The sequence below is a fragment of the Massilia sp. BKSP1R2A-1 genome (assembly GCF_050586525.1).
GTDB lineage: Bacteria > Pseudomonadota > Gammaproteobacteria > Burkholderiales > Burkholderiaceae_D > Telluria.
Genome location: NZ_JBOBRE010000013.1, coordinates 95,635 through 110,924, shown reverse-complemented (window position 1 = coordinate 110,924; position 15,290 = coordinate 95,635). Strand labels below are relative to the sequence as shown.

At 64.8% G+C, this 15,290-nt stretch carries 15 protein-coding genes; 14 read left to right on the top strand and 1 reads right to left on the bottom strand.

Annotated elements, in window-relative coordinates:
* Position 1: 1 nt before the first annotated feature.
* Positions 2-838, bottom strand: coding sequence for a type I methionyl aminopeptidase (gene map / locus ACQ7JA_RS19100; RefSeq protein ID WP_430900607.1), 837 nt, complete (start codon positions 836-838; stop codon positions 2-4).
* A 298-nt stretch (positions 839-1,136) separates the two neighbouring features.
* Here map and rpsB point away from each other — a divergent pair, with 298 nt between their 5' ends.
* The 14 genes from rpsB to lpxB all read left to right on the top strand — a co-directional run bounded on the left by rpsB (position 1,137) and on the right by lpxB (position 15,284).
* A complete protein-coding gene (gene rpsB, locus ACQ7JA_RS19095; RefSeq protein WP_231060715.1) occupies positions 1,137-1,886 on the top strand; it encodes a 30S ribosomal protein S2 in 750 nt (249 codons plus the stop codon).
* Between the two features lie 154 nt (positions 1,887-2,040).
* Positions 2,041-2,949, top strand: coding sequence for a translation elongation factor Ts (gene tsf / locus ACQ7JA_RS19090; protein WP_430900605.1), 909 nt, complete (start codon positions 2,041-2,043; stop codon positions 2,947-2,949).
* Positions 2,950-3,110: 161 nt separating this feature from the next.
* Positions 3,111-3,827: a UMP kinase gene (gene pyrH / locus ACQ7JA_RS19085; protein ID WP_258828857.1), complete on the top strand. Its 717-nt coding sequence runs from the start codon at positions 3,111-3,113 to the stop codon at positions 3,825-3,827.
* A 53-nt stretch (positions 3,828-3,880) separates the two neighbouring features.
* On the top strand, positions 3,881-4,441 hold the full coding sequence (frr, locus tag ACQ7JA_RS19080) for a ribosome recycling factor (RefSeq protein ID WP_430900603.1): 561 nt from the start codon (positions 3,881-3,883) through the stop codon (positions 4,439-4,441).
* Between the two features lie 138 nt (positions 4,442-4,579).
* Positions 4,580-5,329 (top strand): polyprenyl diphosphate synthase, encoded by a 750-nt coding sequence (gene uppS / locus ACQ7JA_RS19075; protein WP_430900599.1) that lies wholly within the window; start codon positions 4,580-4,582, stop codon positions 5,327-5,329.
* Between the two features lie 19 nt (positions 5,330-5,348).
* A complete protein-coding gene (locus ACQ7JA_RS19070) occupies positions 5,349-6,179 on the top strand; it encodes a phosphatidate cytidylyltransferase (protein WP_430900597.1) in 831 nt (276 codons plus the stop codon).
* A 33-nt stretch (positions 6,180-6,212) separates the two neighbouring features.
* Entirely contained in the window at positions 6,213-7,388 is a 1,176-nt protein-coding gene (ispC, locus tag ACQ7JA_RS19065; protein ID WP_430900595.1) for a 1-deoxy-D-xylulose-5-phosphate reductoisomerase, read from the top strand.
* A 4-nt stretch (positions 7,389-7,392) separates the two neighbouring features.
* A complete protein-coding gene (rseP, locus tag ACQ7JA_RS19060; RefSeq protein ID WP_430900593.1) occupies positions 7,393-8,730 on the top strand; it encodes an RIP metalloprotease RseP in 1,338 nt (445 codons plus the stop codon).
* Positions 8,731-8,805: 75 nt separating this feature from the next.
* A complete protein-coding gene (bamA, locus tag ACQ7JA_RS19055) occupies positions 8,806-11,139 on the top strand; it encodes an outer membrane protein assembly factor BamA (protein WP_430900591.1) in 2,334 nt (777 codons plus the stop codon).
* Positions 11,140-11,173: 34 nt separating this feature from the next.
* Positions 11,174-11,704 (top strand): OmpH family outer membrane protein, encoded by a 531-nt coding sequence (locus ACQ7JA_RS19050; protein ID WP_430900589.1) that lies wholly within the window; start codon positions 11,174-11,176, stop codon positions 11,702-11,704.
* Positions 11,705-11,764: 60 nt separating this feature from the next.
* Positions 11,765-12,838, top strand: a complete 1,074-nt coding sequence (gene lpxD, locus ACQ7JA_RS19045; RefSeq protein ID WP_430900587.1) for a UDP-3-O-(3-hydroxymyristoyl)glucosamine N-acyltransferase — start codon at positions 11,765-11,767, stop codon at positions 12,836-12,838.
* The gene (gene fabZ, locus ACQ7JA_RS19040; RefSeq protein ID WP_430900585.1) at positions 12,835-13,323 is read left to right on the top strand and encodes a 3-hydroxyacyl-ACP dehydratase FabZ; all 489 of its coding nucleotides are present in this window, start codon (positions 12,835-12,837) and stop codon (positions 13,321-13,323) included. The genes lpxD and fabZ overlap by 4 nt, the downstream gene beginning before the upstream one ends.
* A gap of 1 nt (position 13,324) precedes the next feature.
* Entirely contained in the window at positions 13,325-14,113 is a 789-nt protein-coding gene (gene lpxA / locus ACQ7JA_RS19035; RefSeq protein WP_430900583.1) for an acyl-ACP--UDP-N-acetylglucosamine O-acyltransferase, read from the top strand.
* 40 nt (positions 14,114-14,153) lie between these two features.
* Positions 14,154-15,284 carry a lipid-A-disaccharide synthase gene (lpxB, locus tag ACQ7JA_RS19030; RefSeq protein ID WP_430900732.1) on the top strand — a complete coding sequence of 377 codons (1,131 nt, stop codon included), beginning with the start codon at positions 14,154-14,156 and terminating at the stop codon, positions 15,282-15,284.
* Positions 15,285-15,290 lie beyond the last annotated feature (6 nt).

Sequence of the window (15,290 nt, the reverse complement as noted above, 5' to 3'; positions counted from 1 at the left end):
CTTACGCTTCGGCCGGGGCGTACTGCGGGAGCAGCGGCAGCACGATGGCGGGCGGCGGCGGGCTGCCGGCCGACATCGTCAGCACCTCGACGCCGGTCTCGGTGACGAGCACGGTGTGTTCCCACTGCGCCGACAGGCTGCGGTCCTTGGTCTTGATGGTCCAGCCGTCCGGCATTTCCTTGATCTCGCGGCGGCCCGCGTTGATCATCGGCTCGATGGTGAAGATCATGCCGGGGACCAGCTCTTCGCCGGTGCCCGGACGGCCGTAGTGCAGCACCTGCGGCTCTTCGTGGAACTTGCGGCCCACGCCGTGGCCGCAGAACTCGCGCACCACGCTGTAGCCGTGCTTTTCGGCGTGCTGCTGGATCGCGTGGCCGATGTCGCCCAGGCGGTTGCCCGGCTTGACCTTGGCGATGCCCAGCCACATGCACTCGAACGTCACTTCCGACAGGCGCTTGGCCAGGAGCTTGGGCTCGCCGACCAGGAACATGCGGCTATTGTCGCCGTGGAAACCCTCCGGCGTGATCGGGGTGATGTCGATGTTCAGCGCGTCGCCACTCTTCAGTACCTTGTCGCCCGGAATGCCGTGGCAGATCACGTCGTTGATCGAGGCGCAGATCGAGCCGGGGAAGGGCGGGTAGCCGGGCGGCGCATAGTTCAGCGTCGCCGGGACGGTGCCCTGTACCTTGACCATATAGTCATGCGCCAGGCGGTCGAGTTCCCCGGTGGTCACGCCCGGCTTCACGAAAGGCGTGATGTAGTCGAGCACTTCCGAGCCGAGCCGGCAGGCCACGCGCATGCCGTCGATTTCTTCGGGTGTTTTCGGGATGGAGGTCATAAAATGCTTGTCCTGCGAATAAACGATATTGCGTGATTATAAGGGTTTCGTAGGGTGGGCGGGTCCTCCCGCCCACGCGGTGATCGTTATCGTCCGGTCCGCCGCGCCCGTGAGCGGAGCCGCCGGGTAGACGGAACTCTTGAAAAGAACGTTAAATCCCGCTAGAATCTCGGGTTGCTCGTATTCGCATCGAGCAATGTTGTAAAAAACGACTTTTTAAATGAAATCGCGAACGTGGCCGCCAAAGGGTGCCGTCAAGGTGACTGGCTACGTTCAAGACCCAACCCTGGAGAATTACATGTCCGTTACTATGCGCGAAATGCTGGAAGCCGGTATCCACTTCGGCCACCAGACCCGTTTCTGGAACCCGAAAATGGCCCCGTTCATCTTCGGTCACCGCAACAAGATCCACATCATCAACCTGGAAAAGACCCTGGCCATGTACCAGGACGCAATGAAGACCATCAAGCAGATCTCCGCCAACCGCGGCACGATCCTGATGGTCGGCACCAAGCGCCAGGCTCGCGACATCATCGCCGCTGAAGCACAGCGCGCTGGCGTCCCGTACGTCGACCAGCGCTGGCTGGGCGGCATGCTGACCAACTTCAAGACCATCAAGACCTCGATCAAGCGCCTGAAGGACATGGAAGCGCAAGTGGAAGACGGTTCGGTCGAGAAGCTGTCGAAGAAAGAAGCGCTGATGTTCTCGCGCGAAATGGAAAAGCTGCAGAAGTCGATCGGCGGCATCAAGGACCTGGGCGGCATCCCTGACGCGATCTTCGTCGTCGACGTCGGCTACCACAAGGGCGCCATCACCGAAGCCGGCAAGCTGGGCATCCCGGTCATCGGCGTGGTCGATACCAACCACTCGCCGGAAGGCGTTACCCACGTGATCCCGGGTAACGACGACTCGTCGAAGGCCATCACCCTGTACGCACGCGGCGTCGCCGATGCGATCCTGGAAGGCCGCGCCAACGCCACCAACGAAGTCGTTGAGATGGTCAAGGCCGGCGGCGACGACTTCGTCGAAGTTTCCGAGCAGGCATAATACAGGGCAGGGACGACCTGCCTGAGCATCAGAAGGGGGCGCCGAGCCGTGGCACGAGCCCCCCTTTTTTTAAGCATCGAGCTTAGCAATAAATTATCGTGTGGGTGTTCGACGAACATTCGCACTCTCTAAATCAACATTGGGAGAAAACAACATGGCAGCTATTACCGCAGCGATGGTGGGTGAACTGCGCGCGAAGACCGACGCGCCGATGATGGAATGCAAGAAAGCACTGACCGAAGCCGAAGGCGATATGGGTCGTGCCGAAGAGATCCTGCGCGTCAAGCTGGGCGGCAAGGCATCGAAGGCAGCATCGCGTATCACCGCCGAAGGCGTGGTCGCCGCTTACATCTCCGGCAACATCGGCGCGCTGGTTGAAATCAACAGCGAAACCGACTTCGTCGCCAAGAACGACGACTTCCTGGCCATGGCCAACCTGGCAGCCAAGCTGATCGCCGAAAACAATCCGGCCGACGTCGCCGCCCTGGCAGCCCTGCCGCACGACGGCAAGACCTTCGACGACGTGCGTACGGCACTGATCGGTAAAATCGGCGAGAATATGACCGTTCGCCGCTTCCAGCGTTTCGAAACCACCGGCAAGCTGGCTTCCTACCTGCACGGCGCCCGTATCGGCGTGATGGTCGAGTTCGAAGGCGCGGACGAGCAGGTCGGCAAGGACGTCGCGATGCACATCGCCGCGATGAAGCCGGTCGCCCTGTCGGCTGAATCGGTCCCGGCCGAAATGATCGAGAAAGAGCGTTCGGTTGCAGAACTGAAGGCCAAGGAAGACGCCGACAAGGCCGTCGCCGAAGGCAAGCAGCCGCAATCGGCCGAGATCGTCGCCAAGCGTATCGACGGTTCGGTGCAGAAGTACCTGAAGGAAGTCTCGCTGCTGAACCAGGCATTCGTGAAGAACGACAAGCAGTCGATCGAGCAGTACCTGAAGGCCTCGGGCGCCACCGTGAAGGCATTCACGATGTTCGTCGTCGGCGAAGGCATCGAGAAGAAGGTGGACGACTTCGCAGCAGAAGTCGCAGCCCAGATGGCTGCCAACAAGCAGTAATTTGAAAGCGGGCCGTAAGGCCCGTTTTTGTAAGGTGGCGCAGTGCGATCGCACCCGCGGCCCGCGCCACCTTCGTCCCCATCTGTTCCTTGCAGATGAGACCGCCGCTGAAAGCGCCGGTCAGACCCGAATTCGAAACACAACATAGGAGCCGCTTCATCATGACAAAACCAGCCTACCAACGAGTCCTCCTCAAACTGTCTGGCGAAGCGCTGATGGGTGACGATAACTTTGGCATCAACCGCGCGACCATCGAGCGCATGGTGGCCGACGTGGCGGAAGTGGCGAAGCTGGGGGTGCAGGTGGCGGTCGTGATCGGCGGCGGCAACATCTTCCGCGGCGTGGCCCCGGGCGCCCAGGGCATGGACCGCGCCACCGCGGACTACATGGGCATGCTCGCCACCGTCATGAACGCGCTGGCCCTGGCCGACGCGATGCGCCACGTGGGCATCACCGCGCGCGTGATGTCGGCGATCGCCATCGAGCAGGTGGTCGAGCCCTACGTGCGCCCGAAGGCCCTCCAGTACCTGGAAGAGGGCAAGGTCGTCGTGTTCGCCGCCGGCACCGGCAACCCCTTCTTCACCACCGATACCGCGGCCGCCCTGCGCGGCGCCGAGATCTCGGCCGAGATCGTGCTGAAGGCCACCAAGGTCGACGGCGTGTATACCGCCGACCCCAAGAAAGACCCGAACGCCACCCGCTACGAGTCGATTTCCTTCGACGAGGCGATCGCCAAGAACCTGCAGGTGATGGACGCCACCGCTTTCGCCCTGTGCCGCGACCAGCGCCTGCCGATCAAGGTCTTCTCGATCGTCAAGCCGGGCGCCATGAAAGCCGTGATCATGGGCGAAGACGAAGGTACACTGGTGCACGTCTAAGCTTTAGAATCGCAGTTTGTTGAACATTGAACCAAGAAAAACAGGAGAGCAGCATGTCCTTAGCTGATGTGAAAAAGAACGCCCAGGATCGGATGACCAAGTCCATCGAGACCCTGAGGGCCAACCTGGCGAAGGTCCGCACCGGCCGCGCCCACGCCGGCATCCTCGACTCCGTGATGGTCGAGTACTACGGTTCGCCGGTCCCGCTGTCGCAGGTGGCGAACCTGACCCTGATCGACGCCCGCACCATCGGCGTGGCCCCGTTCGAGAAGAAAATGGGCGCGACCATCGAAAAGGCGATCCGCGACTCCGACCTGGGCCTGAACCCGTCGGCCCAGGGCGACATGATCCGCGTGCCGACCCCGCCGCTGACCGAAGAGCGCCGCAAGGAAATGGTCAAGCTGACCAAGTCGGAAGGCGAAGACGCCAAGATCGCCGTGCGCAACATCCGCCGCGATGCCAACGAAGCGGCCAAGAAAATGGTCAAGGACAAGACCGCCTCGGAAGACGAAGAGCGCCGTTCGAACGACGAGATCCAGAAGCTGACCGACAAGTTCGTCGCCGAGATCGACAAGCTGCTGGCCGAAAAAGAAAAGGACATCATGACCGTCTGAGGCGGATGATGTCCGGGCCGGCAACGGCCCAGGCGGACCGGCCCCGGCGTGCAGCCGCGGCCGGTCCGATTCCCTTTAAGAACGGCTGTCGCGGCCGCCCCAAGGGGTAAGTCGCCGGCAGCCCTGCTGGAAGCAACGATGTTCAAAAGTTCGACCACTGCCATCCCTGAGACGCTCGCCGTACCGCGCCACATCGCCATCATCATGGACGGCAACGGCCGCTGGGCGACCAAACGCCTGCTGCCGCGCGTGGCCGGCCACGTCAAGGGCGTGGAGGCGGTGCGCGGCGTCGTCGAGCACTGCGTCGAACGCGGCGTGGAATACCTGACCCTGTTCGCCTTTTCCTCGGAGAACTGGCGCCGCCCGGCCGAGGAAGTCTCGCTCCTGATGAAGCTCTTCGTCACCGCCCTCGAGCGCGAAGTGTCGAAGATGCATGCGAATAACATCCGCCTGAAGGTCGTCGGCGACCTGAGCCGCTTCGACCCGAAGCTGCAGGAAATGATCAACGCGGCCGAGCGGCGCACCGCCAACAACAGCCGCCTGACGGTCACCGTGTGCGCCAACTATGGCGGCCGCTGGGATATCATGCAGGCAAGCAGCAAGATGGTGGCGGCGAACCCGGGCGTCACCGACTACACGGAAGAGATGCTGGCGCCGCACCTGGCCATGGCCTATGCGCCCGAGCCCGACCTGTTCATCCGGACCGGTGGCGAAGAGCGCATCTCGAATTTCCTGCTGTGGCAGCTGGCGTATTCGGAGCTGTACTTCACCAAGACCTTCTGGCCGGACTTCTCCAAGGCCTCGCTCGACGAAGCGATCACCTCCTACCAGGAGCGCGAGCGCCGCTTCGGCCAGACCGGCGACCAGGTGGCCCAGAAGTCCCAGTAGTCCAAGGCAAAGACAACGTATGCTCAAGACCCGGATCATTACCGCGCTCGTCCTGCTGGCAGTCCTGCTGCCCATCCTGTATTTCAACAACTATATGGCGTTCGCGGTGGTGGCTTCCGTGTTCTTCGGCGCCGCGATCTGGGAGTGCTTCCGTCTGTTCAACCCGGACAGCAACCGCGCGGCCCTGATCGCCGCCTTCTGGACCGCCGCCTTCGTCTGGGCCTTCTTCGTCAGGCCGGGCGGCGCCCCGACCTTCTGGTTCGCGATCAGCGTGCTGCTGTGGGCGCTGCGCTTCGCGCCTTCGCTCAAGCTCGGCCTGCCGCCGCTGGCCAGCAGCGGCAACACTTTCCTGAGCCTGGTCTATGCGATCGCCGTGGTCGGCTGCTTCGCCGCCATCGTCACGCTGTTCTCGCATTCGTCGCTCTACCTGCTGTCGGTGATGGCCATCGTCTGGGCCGCCGACATCTTCGCCTACTTCTCGGGCAAGGCCTTCGGCAAGCGCAAGCTGGCGCCCTCGATCTCGCCGGGCAAATCCTGGGAAGGCGCGATCGGCGGCTGCATCGCGGTGCTCGTGATCGCCACGATCACCGTCGTGCTGTGGGGTGACGTGCTTGCCGATACCTTCCCGGTGCGCGTGCAGGCCAGCCTCGGCTGGGCCGCCCTGTATGCGGTCCTGGTCCTCATCGTCGCGGCCAGCGTGGTCGGCGACCTGTTCGAATCCCAGCTCAAGCGCCGCGCCGGCTTCAAGGACAGCAGCAAGCTGCTGCCTGGCCACGGCGGGGTGCTGGACCGCGTGGACGCGCTCGTCCCGGTCCTGCCCTTGGCAGCCCTGATCGGCGCCTGGCTGTAGCGCTACCCCCGTATCAATCTAAGGAACACCACAATGCAGCGCATCACCATCCTGGGCGCCACCGGCTCGATCGGCGCCTCGACCCTCGACGTGCTCGCCCGCCATCCCGACCAGTACAGCGTGTACGCGCTGACGGCCCACGGCCGCGTGGAGGAACTGGCCGAGGCTTGCCGCCGCCACCGTCCGCAACGTGCAGTAGTGGGTACGGCGGAAGCGGCGGCGCGCCTTGAAGCGCTGCTCGACGGCCTCGGTATCAGCGTGGAGCACGGCGAGCAGGCCCTCTGCGATGTGGCCTCGCATGCGGACACCGACACCGTGATGGCCGCCATCGTCGGCGCAGCCGGCCTGGCGCCGACCCTGGCCGCCGCGCGCGCCGGCAAGAAGGTCCTGCTGGCCAATAAAGAAGCGCTGGTGATGTCCGGCCAGCTCTTCATGGACGCGGTGCGCGAGCACAAGGCGACCCTGCTGCCGATCGACAGCGAGCACAATGCGATCTTCCAGTCGCTGCCGGGGGCGTATGCGCGCAATCCCGATGCCGCGGGCGTGGCCAAGATCCTGCTGACGGCATCGGGCGGACCTTTCCTGAACCGCGCCGTCGAGACCCTCGGCGACGTGACCCCCGACGAAGCCTGCAAGCACCCGAACTGGGTCATGGGCCGCAAGATCTCGGTCGATTCCGCCACCATGATGAACAAGGGCCTGGAGGTGATCGAGGCCCACTGGCTGTTCGGCGCCCCGGCGGAGCAAATCGAGGTGGTGATCCACCCGCAGAGCGTGATCCACTCGATGGTGTCGTATGTGGACGGCTCGGTGCTCGCCCAACTCGGCAACCCGGACATGCGCACCCCGATCGCCCACGCACTGGCCTATCCCGAGCGGATCGCGTCGGGCGTCGCCCAGCTCGACCTGACCGGGATGGCCGCGCTGCAGTTTCATAAGCCGGACTTCGCCCGCTTCCCCTGCCTGGCGCTGGCCTTCGACGCCTTGCGCGCGGGCGGCACCGCGCCAGCCCTGCTGAACGCGGCCAACGAGATCGCGGTCCAGTCCTTCCTCGACCGCGAGATCGGCTTCCGCGACATCGACCGCGTGATCGCAAACGTGATGGATGGCGTGCCGCACGGCCCGGCCCCCTCGATCGAAGCGGTGCTGGAGCAGGATGCGCGCGCCCGCGAAGCCGCGCGTTCCGCGATCTCCGCCCTGCGAGCCTAAGCCCATGAGCCTGCTGTACACGATCCTCGCCTTCCTGCTGGCGCTCGGCCCCCTGATCGTCCTGCACGAACTGGGCCACTACCTGGTGGCGCGCGCCTGCGGCGTGAAGGTGCTGCGCTTCTCGGTCGGCATGGGCCGCGTGGTGTGGTCGCGCCGTTTCGGCAAGGACCAGACCGAATGGGCCATCTCGGCGCTGCCGCTGGGCGGCTACGTCAAGATGCTCGACAGCCGCGACCCCGAGACCGCCCCAAAAGACGAATCCGAGTTCGCCCGCGAGTTCACGCGCCAGAGCGTGTGGCGCCGCATCGCCATCGTGGCTGCCGGCCCGATCGCCAACTTCCTGGTCGCGATCGGCCTGATGGCCGTGCTCTTCATGCATGGCGTCGACGAACCCTCGGCACGCCTGCGCGCGGTGCCCGCGGGCTCCGTGGCGCAGCTGGCCGGCGTGCGGGGCGGCGATACCGTCGTCGCCGTGAACGGCAACCCGGTCCAGTCCTGGTCCGAGCTGCGCTGGCAGATCCTGCACGCGGCCGTCGACAAGACCGAAGCGCGCCTGTCGCTGCGCGGCCAGCATGGCGGCGGCTACGACGCCGTGATCCCGGCGGCGGCAGTCGCCAGGCTGGACGTGGATGGCGACGTGATGAAGGTGCTGGGCCTGGACCTGTGGCGCAAGCCGGCCCGCATCGAAAAGGTGCTGCCGGGCGGGGCAGGGGAGCGCGCCGGCCTGCAGGCGGGCGACACGGTCCTGCTCGCCGACGGCAAGACGGTCGACGATGGCCTGAGCTTCACCGAGACCATGCGGGCCTCAGCCGGTCGTCCGGTCCAGCTCGAGATCCAGCGCGGCGGCCGAACCCTGCCGATCGTCGTCGAGCCCGAGCGCGACGCGAACGGCCGCGGCGTCGCCAAGGTCATGCTGGCCCAGCCGGTCGAGATGGTCACCGTGAGTTCCGGCCCGATCGACGCCCTGGTGAAGGGGGCGGAGCGCACCTGGGAAACCAGCGTGATGACCTTGAAGATGATCGGGAAGATGATCACCGGGGAAGCATCCTGGAAGAATGTGACTGGCCCGATCACCATCGCCGATTATGCGGGACAAAGCGCGCGGGTCGGGCTGGCCACCTATTTGCAGTTCATCGCATTTATTAGTATTAGCTTAGGCGTAATGAATTTGTTACCAATTCCGGTTCTGGATGGTGGCCATTTACTGTATTATTCGCTGGAAGTTTTGACCGGGCGTCCCCTGCCTGCGCGCGTTGGAGAATACGCACAGCGCTTCGGGGTCGGCCTGCTGTTCATGCTGATGGCGCTCGCCGTCTTCAATGACCTGGTGCGGTTGCTCTAGCGGTTGCCCACAGAGGCCCGCGCACCGGCAAGAGAATATGTATGTTGTCCAATGACTGACCCAGAAATCCAGCCAATGAATTCACAACCGAATCGTTTTGCCCTGCCGTTCATCCGTCGCAGCATGATTGGCGCAGCCGTCCTGGCCCTGTGCGCCGGCAATGCACTCGCCGTCAATCCGTTCGTGGTCAAGGACATCCGGGTCGAAGGCATCCAGCGTACGGAAGCGGGCACCGTGTTCAGCTATCTGCCGGTGCGTGTGGGCGAGACCTTCGACGACGACAAGGCGACCGCCGCGATCAAGGCGCTGTTCGCCACCGGCTTCTTCAAGGACATCCGCCTGGAAGAAGAAAACGGCGTGCTGGTCGTGCTGGTCGAGGAACGCCCGGCGATCTCCTCGGTGGACTTCACCGGCACCAAGGAATTCGAGAAGGACAACCTGGTCAAGGCCCTGCGTGAAATCGGCGTGGGCGAGACCAAGATCTTCGACAAGGCGGCGGTCGACCGCGCCGAGCAGGAACTCAAGCGCCAGTACCTGTCGCATGGCCTGTACGGCGTGAAGATCACGACCACCGTCACGCCGATCGAGCGCAACCGCGTGACGATCATGTTCAACGTCGACGAAGGCGACATCGCGAAGATCCGCCAGATCACCTTCGTGGGCAACAAGGCCTTCAGCGACAAGGAACTGCGCCAGCAGATGGAGCTGAGGAATTCCGGCTGGTTCACCTGGTATTCGAAGGCCGACCAGTATTCCAAGCAGAAGATCACCGGCGACCTGGAAGCGATCAAGTCCTGGTACCTGGCCAACGGCTACCTGGAAGCCAACGTCGAATCGACCCAAGTGTCGATCACCCCGGACAAGAAGGACATCTACCTCACCATCAACATCACCGAAGGCGAGAAGTACACCGTCTCGAGCGTGAAGCTGGAAGGCGAGACCTTCGGCCGCGAGGAAGAGCTGAGCCGCCTGATCCTCCTGAAGCCGGGCAAGACCTATTCGGGCGACCTGCAGGAAGCGACCAACAAGCTGATCGCCGACCGCCTCGGCACCTTCGGCTATGCCTTCGCCAACGTGACCGCCAACCCGGAGATCAACCGCGAGAAGCGCGAAGTCGCCTTCACCTTCTTCGTCGACCCGGGCAAGCGCGCCTACGTGCGCCACATGAACATCCAGGGCAACACCGTGACCCGCGACGAAGTCATCCGCCGCGAGTTCCGCCAGTTCGAAAGCTCGTGGTACGACGCCAACCGCGTCAAGCTCTCGCGCGACCGCGTCGACCGCCTCGGCTACTTCAAGGACGTCAAGATCGAGACCCCGGAATCCCCGGGCACCTCGGACCAGGTCGACGTCAACGTGATCGTCGAAGAAAAACCGACCGGTAACTTCATGATCGGCGGCGCCTTCTCGCAGGCCGAGAAGTTCACCTTCACGGCCTCGATCTCGCAGGCGAACTTCGCGGGCAGCGGCAACACCGTCGGCATCGAAGTCAACACCAGCAAGTACAACCGCACGGTCGCGGTGTCGCAGACCAACCCGTACTTCACGGACGACGGCATCTCGCGCTCGTTCCAGCTCTACCACCGCAATTCGCGTCCGCTGTACGGCTACGGCACCTACTCGACGCGCCAGACCGGCGGCAACCTGACCTTCGGCGTGCCGTTCTCGGAAAGCGATACCGTGTTCTTCGGCGCCGGCCTGGAACGCACCGAGATCGAGACCGATGCGAACAGCCCTTTCCTCTACCTGCAGTTCGTGAGGGACAACGGCGGCGACCCGAGCGGCATCGGCCGCGCCAGCACCACCGCGATCCCGCTGACCGCGGCCTGGGGCCGCGACACCCGCGACAGCGCGGTGACCCCGACCCGCGGCCGCTTCCAGCGCGCCAACCTCGAGGTCGACGCGATCGGCGACGTCAAGTACGCCCGCGTCGTCTACGAGCAGCAGTGGTACCGTCCGCTGACCTCCTGGATGACGCTGGCCCTGCGCGGCGAATTCGACTACGGCAAGGGCTTCGGCGGCAATGCCTACCCGGTCTTCAAGAACTTCTACGCCGGCGGCATCGGCTCGGTGCGCGGCTACGAAAGCTCGACCCTGGGCGTGGTCGACCAGAACTACGGCTACGCGATCGGCGGCGCCAAGCGCATCATCGGCAACGCCGAGCTGCAGTTCCCCTTCCCGGGCGGCGGCAAGGACCGCAGCCTGCGCTGGTTCGCTTTCGTCGACGGCGGCCAGGTCTACCAGGAGAAGGAGAAGATCCTGCTCGACCGGATGCGCTACTCGGCCGGTCTCGGCCTGCAGTGGATTTCCCCGGTGGGCCCGCTGAAGTTGAGTTATGCTAAGCCCCTGAACGCCAAGCCGGGCGACCAGCTCGAACGCTTCCAGTTCCAGATGGGTACCGGCTTCTGATCGGGCCGTATACGGCCTACCTGAATTGCGGAGAATGACCTTGAATAAGCTGATTGCCTCGTTGCCCCGGACTCTGCTGCTGGCTGCGCTGTGCCTGGCGCCGCTCGGCCAGGCGCAGGCCCAGGGCCAGGCCGGACCGAGCCGGATCGGCTTCGTCGCCACCGAACGCCTGATGACCGAATCGAAGATGGCCAAGACGGCGGACGCCCGCATCCAGGCCGAGTTCTCGAAACGCCAGAAGGTGGTCGAGGAGACGGTCGCGAAGCTCAAGCAGATGTCGGAGAAGTTCGACAGCGAGGCGGCCGGCCTGACCGACGTCGAGCGCACCCGCCGCACGCGCGAGCTGTTCAACATGGACAAGGACGTCCAGCGCATGCAGCGCGAGTTCCAGGAAGACCTCATGCAGCGCAAGAACGAGGAGCGCGCCGCCATCGCGACCCGCGCCTACAAGATCATCGAGCAGGTCGCCGAGCAGGAAAAGCTCGACGCCGTGCTGGCCGAAGCCGCGTGGTTCAGCCCGCGCATCGACATCACCGACAAGATCCTGAAGCTGCTGGACAAGTAGTTCCCTGGGCCTCGTTCCCGGACTGCCCCCGGCGGCTTGCAGCCACCTGGATTCACGACATTGACTGACACCCGACACACCCAGCCCGGCGTTCGCCTGGCCGACCTGGTCGAGCGCTTCGGCGGACAGCTGGTGGGCGACCCCGAGCTCACGGTTGCCGCGATTGCGCCGCTCGACAGCGCAGGCAGCACGCACATCAGCTTCCTCAGCAACAGCAAGCTGCGCGCGCTCGCCGCGCAAAGCCAGGCCGCGGCCCTGATCCTGTCGCCGCTGGACGACCCGACGGTCAGCGCGACCTACGAGGGCGCGCGCATCGTCACCACCAACCCCTACGCCTACTTCGCCCGCACCGCCCAGTACTTCGTCTCGCTGGACGAGATTCCCGCCCAGCCGGGCATCCACCCGAGCGCGGTGGTCGACAAGGATGCGCTGGTCGACCCGAGCGCCCACGTCGGCCCGAACGTGACCATCGAAGCGGGCGCCGTGATCGGCGCGCACGTCGTGATCGACGCCGGCTGCTTCATCGGCCGCGACGCGCGCATCGGCGAAGGCAGCCACCTGTTCGCCAACGTGACCTTCCACGCCGGCTGCCGCATCGGCGCGCGCGGCATCATCCACTCGGGCGCCGTGATCGGCACCGACGGCTTCGGCTTCGCGGTGGAGGCGGGCAAGTACATCAAGATTCCGCAGACCGGCGGCGTGGTGATCGGCGACGACGTCGACATCGGCGCCAACACCTGCATCGACCGCGGCGCCCTGGCCGATACCGTCATCGAAGACGGCGTGAAGCTCGACAACCAGATCCAGATCGGCCACAACTGCCACATCGGCGCGCACACGGCCATGGCCGGCTGCGTCGGCGTGGCCGGCAGCGCGAAGATCGGCAAGCATTGCACCTTCGGGGGCGCGGCCATGGTGCTGGGCCACCTTGAGATCGCCGACAACGTCCATATCTCTTCCGGCAGCATGGTGTCGCGCTCGGTCCTCGAACCGGGCCAGTACACCGGCTTCTACCCGCTGGCCAAGAACGCCGAGTGGGAGCGCAGCGCCGCCATCGTGCGCAACCTGGCCTCGATGCGCGAGAAGATCCGCTCCCTTGAAAAAACCATTCGAACGATTACAGAAGAAAAATGACCACCGAAGCTCAGACCATGAATGAAGTGAAGACCCTCGACATCAACGCGATCAAGGAATACCTGCCGCACCGCTACCCGCTGCTGCTGGTCGACCGCGTGCTGGACGTCGAACTCGGCAAGCGCATCACCGCCATCAAGAACGTGACCGTCAACGAAGAATTCTTCAACGGCCACTTCCCGCACAAGCCGGTGATGCCGGGCGTGCTGATGATCGAAGCGATGGCGCAGACCGCCGCCATCCTGTCCTTCATGACCATGAACGTGAAGCCGGACGAGAACTCGGTGGTCTATTTTGTGGGCATCGACAATGTGCGCTTCAAGCGTCCGGTCGAGCCGGGCGACCAGCTCAAGATGGACATCGAGATCCTGCGCGTCTCGCGCGGCATCTGGAAGTACAAGGCCGTCGCCAGCGTGGACGGCAAGGTGGCGGTCGAGGGTGAGCTGATGTGCACCATCCGCGCGAACGAAGCAGCGGGTAGCTAAAATGAGCAACATCCATCCTAGCGCGATCGTCGACCCCAGGGCGGAGCTGGACAGCTCGGTCGAGGTCGGCCCGTATTCCGTCATCGGTCCGAACGTGCGCATCGGCGCGGGCACCGTGGTGGGCCCGCATGTGGTCATCGAGGGCCACACGACGATCGGCAAGGACAACAAGTTTTTCCAGTTCTGCTCGATCGGCGGCGCGCCGCAGGACAAGAAGTGGGCCGGCGAGCCGACCCGCCTCGAGATCGGCGACGGCAACACCATCCGCGAGTTCGTCACCATGAACCTGGGCACCGCCCAGGACGAAGGCGTGACCCGCCTGGGCGACGACAACTGGATCTCGGCCTACGTCCACCTGGCGCACGACTGCCGTGTGGGCAGCCACACCATCTTCTCGAACAATGCCCAGCTGGCCGGCCACGTGCACGTGGGCGACCACGCCATCCTGTCCGGCTACTGCGGCGTGCACCAGTTCTGCAAGATCGGCGCCCATGCCTTCATCGGCATGTACACCAGCCTGACCCAGGACGTGCCGCCCTTCGTGCTGGTGTCGGGCAACCCGGCGGGCCAGCGCGGCGTCAATATCGAAGGCCTGCGCCGCCGCGGCTTCACGCGCGAGCAGATCGACGGCATCCGCGCCGCCTACAAGCTGCTGTACCGCTCCGGCCTGACCCTGGAAGAGGCGAAGGCCGCGCTCATCGAAGAAGAAGGCCGCTCGCAGGCAGCCGCCGGCGACATCCGCGCGATGCGCGACTTCCTCGACACGGCGACCCGTGGCATCGTCCGCTAATTCGTCCTTCGACCCGCAGCGCCCGGGCGTGAGCCTGGCCATGGTCGCCGGCGAGGTGTCCGGCGACATGCTCGCCGCGCGCCTCATGGCGGGATTGAAGCCGCACCTCCCGAACGTGCGCTTCCACGGCATCGGCGGTGAGCGCATGATCGAGCAGGGCATGGTCTCCGATGTGCCCATCGAGACGCTGACCGTGCGCGGCCTGTTCGAGATCATCCCGCGCTACCGGGAAATCAAGGGCATCCAGAACGCCTTGCGCGACCGCCTGCTCGCCGAACGACCAAGCGCCTTCATCGGCGCCGACTACCCGGGTTTCAACCTGGGACTCGAAGAGCAGCTGCGCGCCGAGGGGATCCCGACCGTGCACTTCGTCAGCCCGCAGATCTGGGCCTGGCGCGGCGGGCGCATCAAGAAGATCAAGCGCGCCGTGTCGCACATGCTGGTCATCTTCCCCTTCGAGGAAGCGATCTACCGCGCGGCCGGCGTGCCGGTGACGTATATCGGCCATCCGCTGGCCGAGATGATTCCGCTGGCGCCCGATGTGGCGGCTGCGCGCGCTTCGCTCGGCATTGCGCCGGATGCGCGCGTGGTGACCATCATGCCGGGCAGCCGCATGGGCGAGCTGAAGTACCTGGTCGAACCCTTCGTGCGCGCCGTGAAGCTGCTGGCGCAGCGCGACCCGAAGCTGGTGTTCATCGCGCCGATGGCGGGCGAGCGCCAGCGTGGCTTCTATACGCAGATCGTGGAAAAGGCGGGCCTGGCGGACGTGCCCGTACGCCTGCTCGACGGGCAATCGCACGCGTGCATCGCGGCGGCCGATGCGGTGCTGGTGGCATCGGGCACGGCGACGCTGGAAGTGGCGCTGTTCAAGAAGCCGATGGTGATCGCCTACAAGGTGATGGAGGCCTCCTGGCAGATCATGCGCCACATGGGTTACCAGCCATGGATCGGCCTGCCGAACATCCTGGCGCGCGAGTTCGTCGTTCCGGAGTATCTTCAGCATGCGGCCACCCCGCAGGCGCTGGCCGATGCGGTGTGGCGCCAGCTGAACGACCCGGCGGGCAGCGAGCTTCTGGCGCGGCGCTTCACGGACATGCATCACAGCCTGCTGCGCAACAGCGCCGAGGCGAGCGCGGACGCGGTGCTCCGCGTGATCGGGAAACGGAAATAAGCGGAA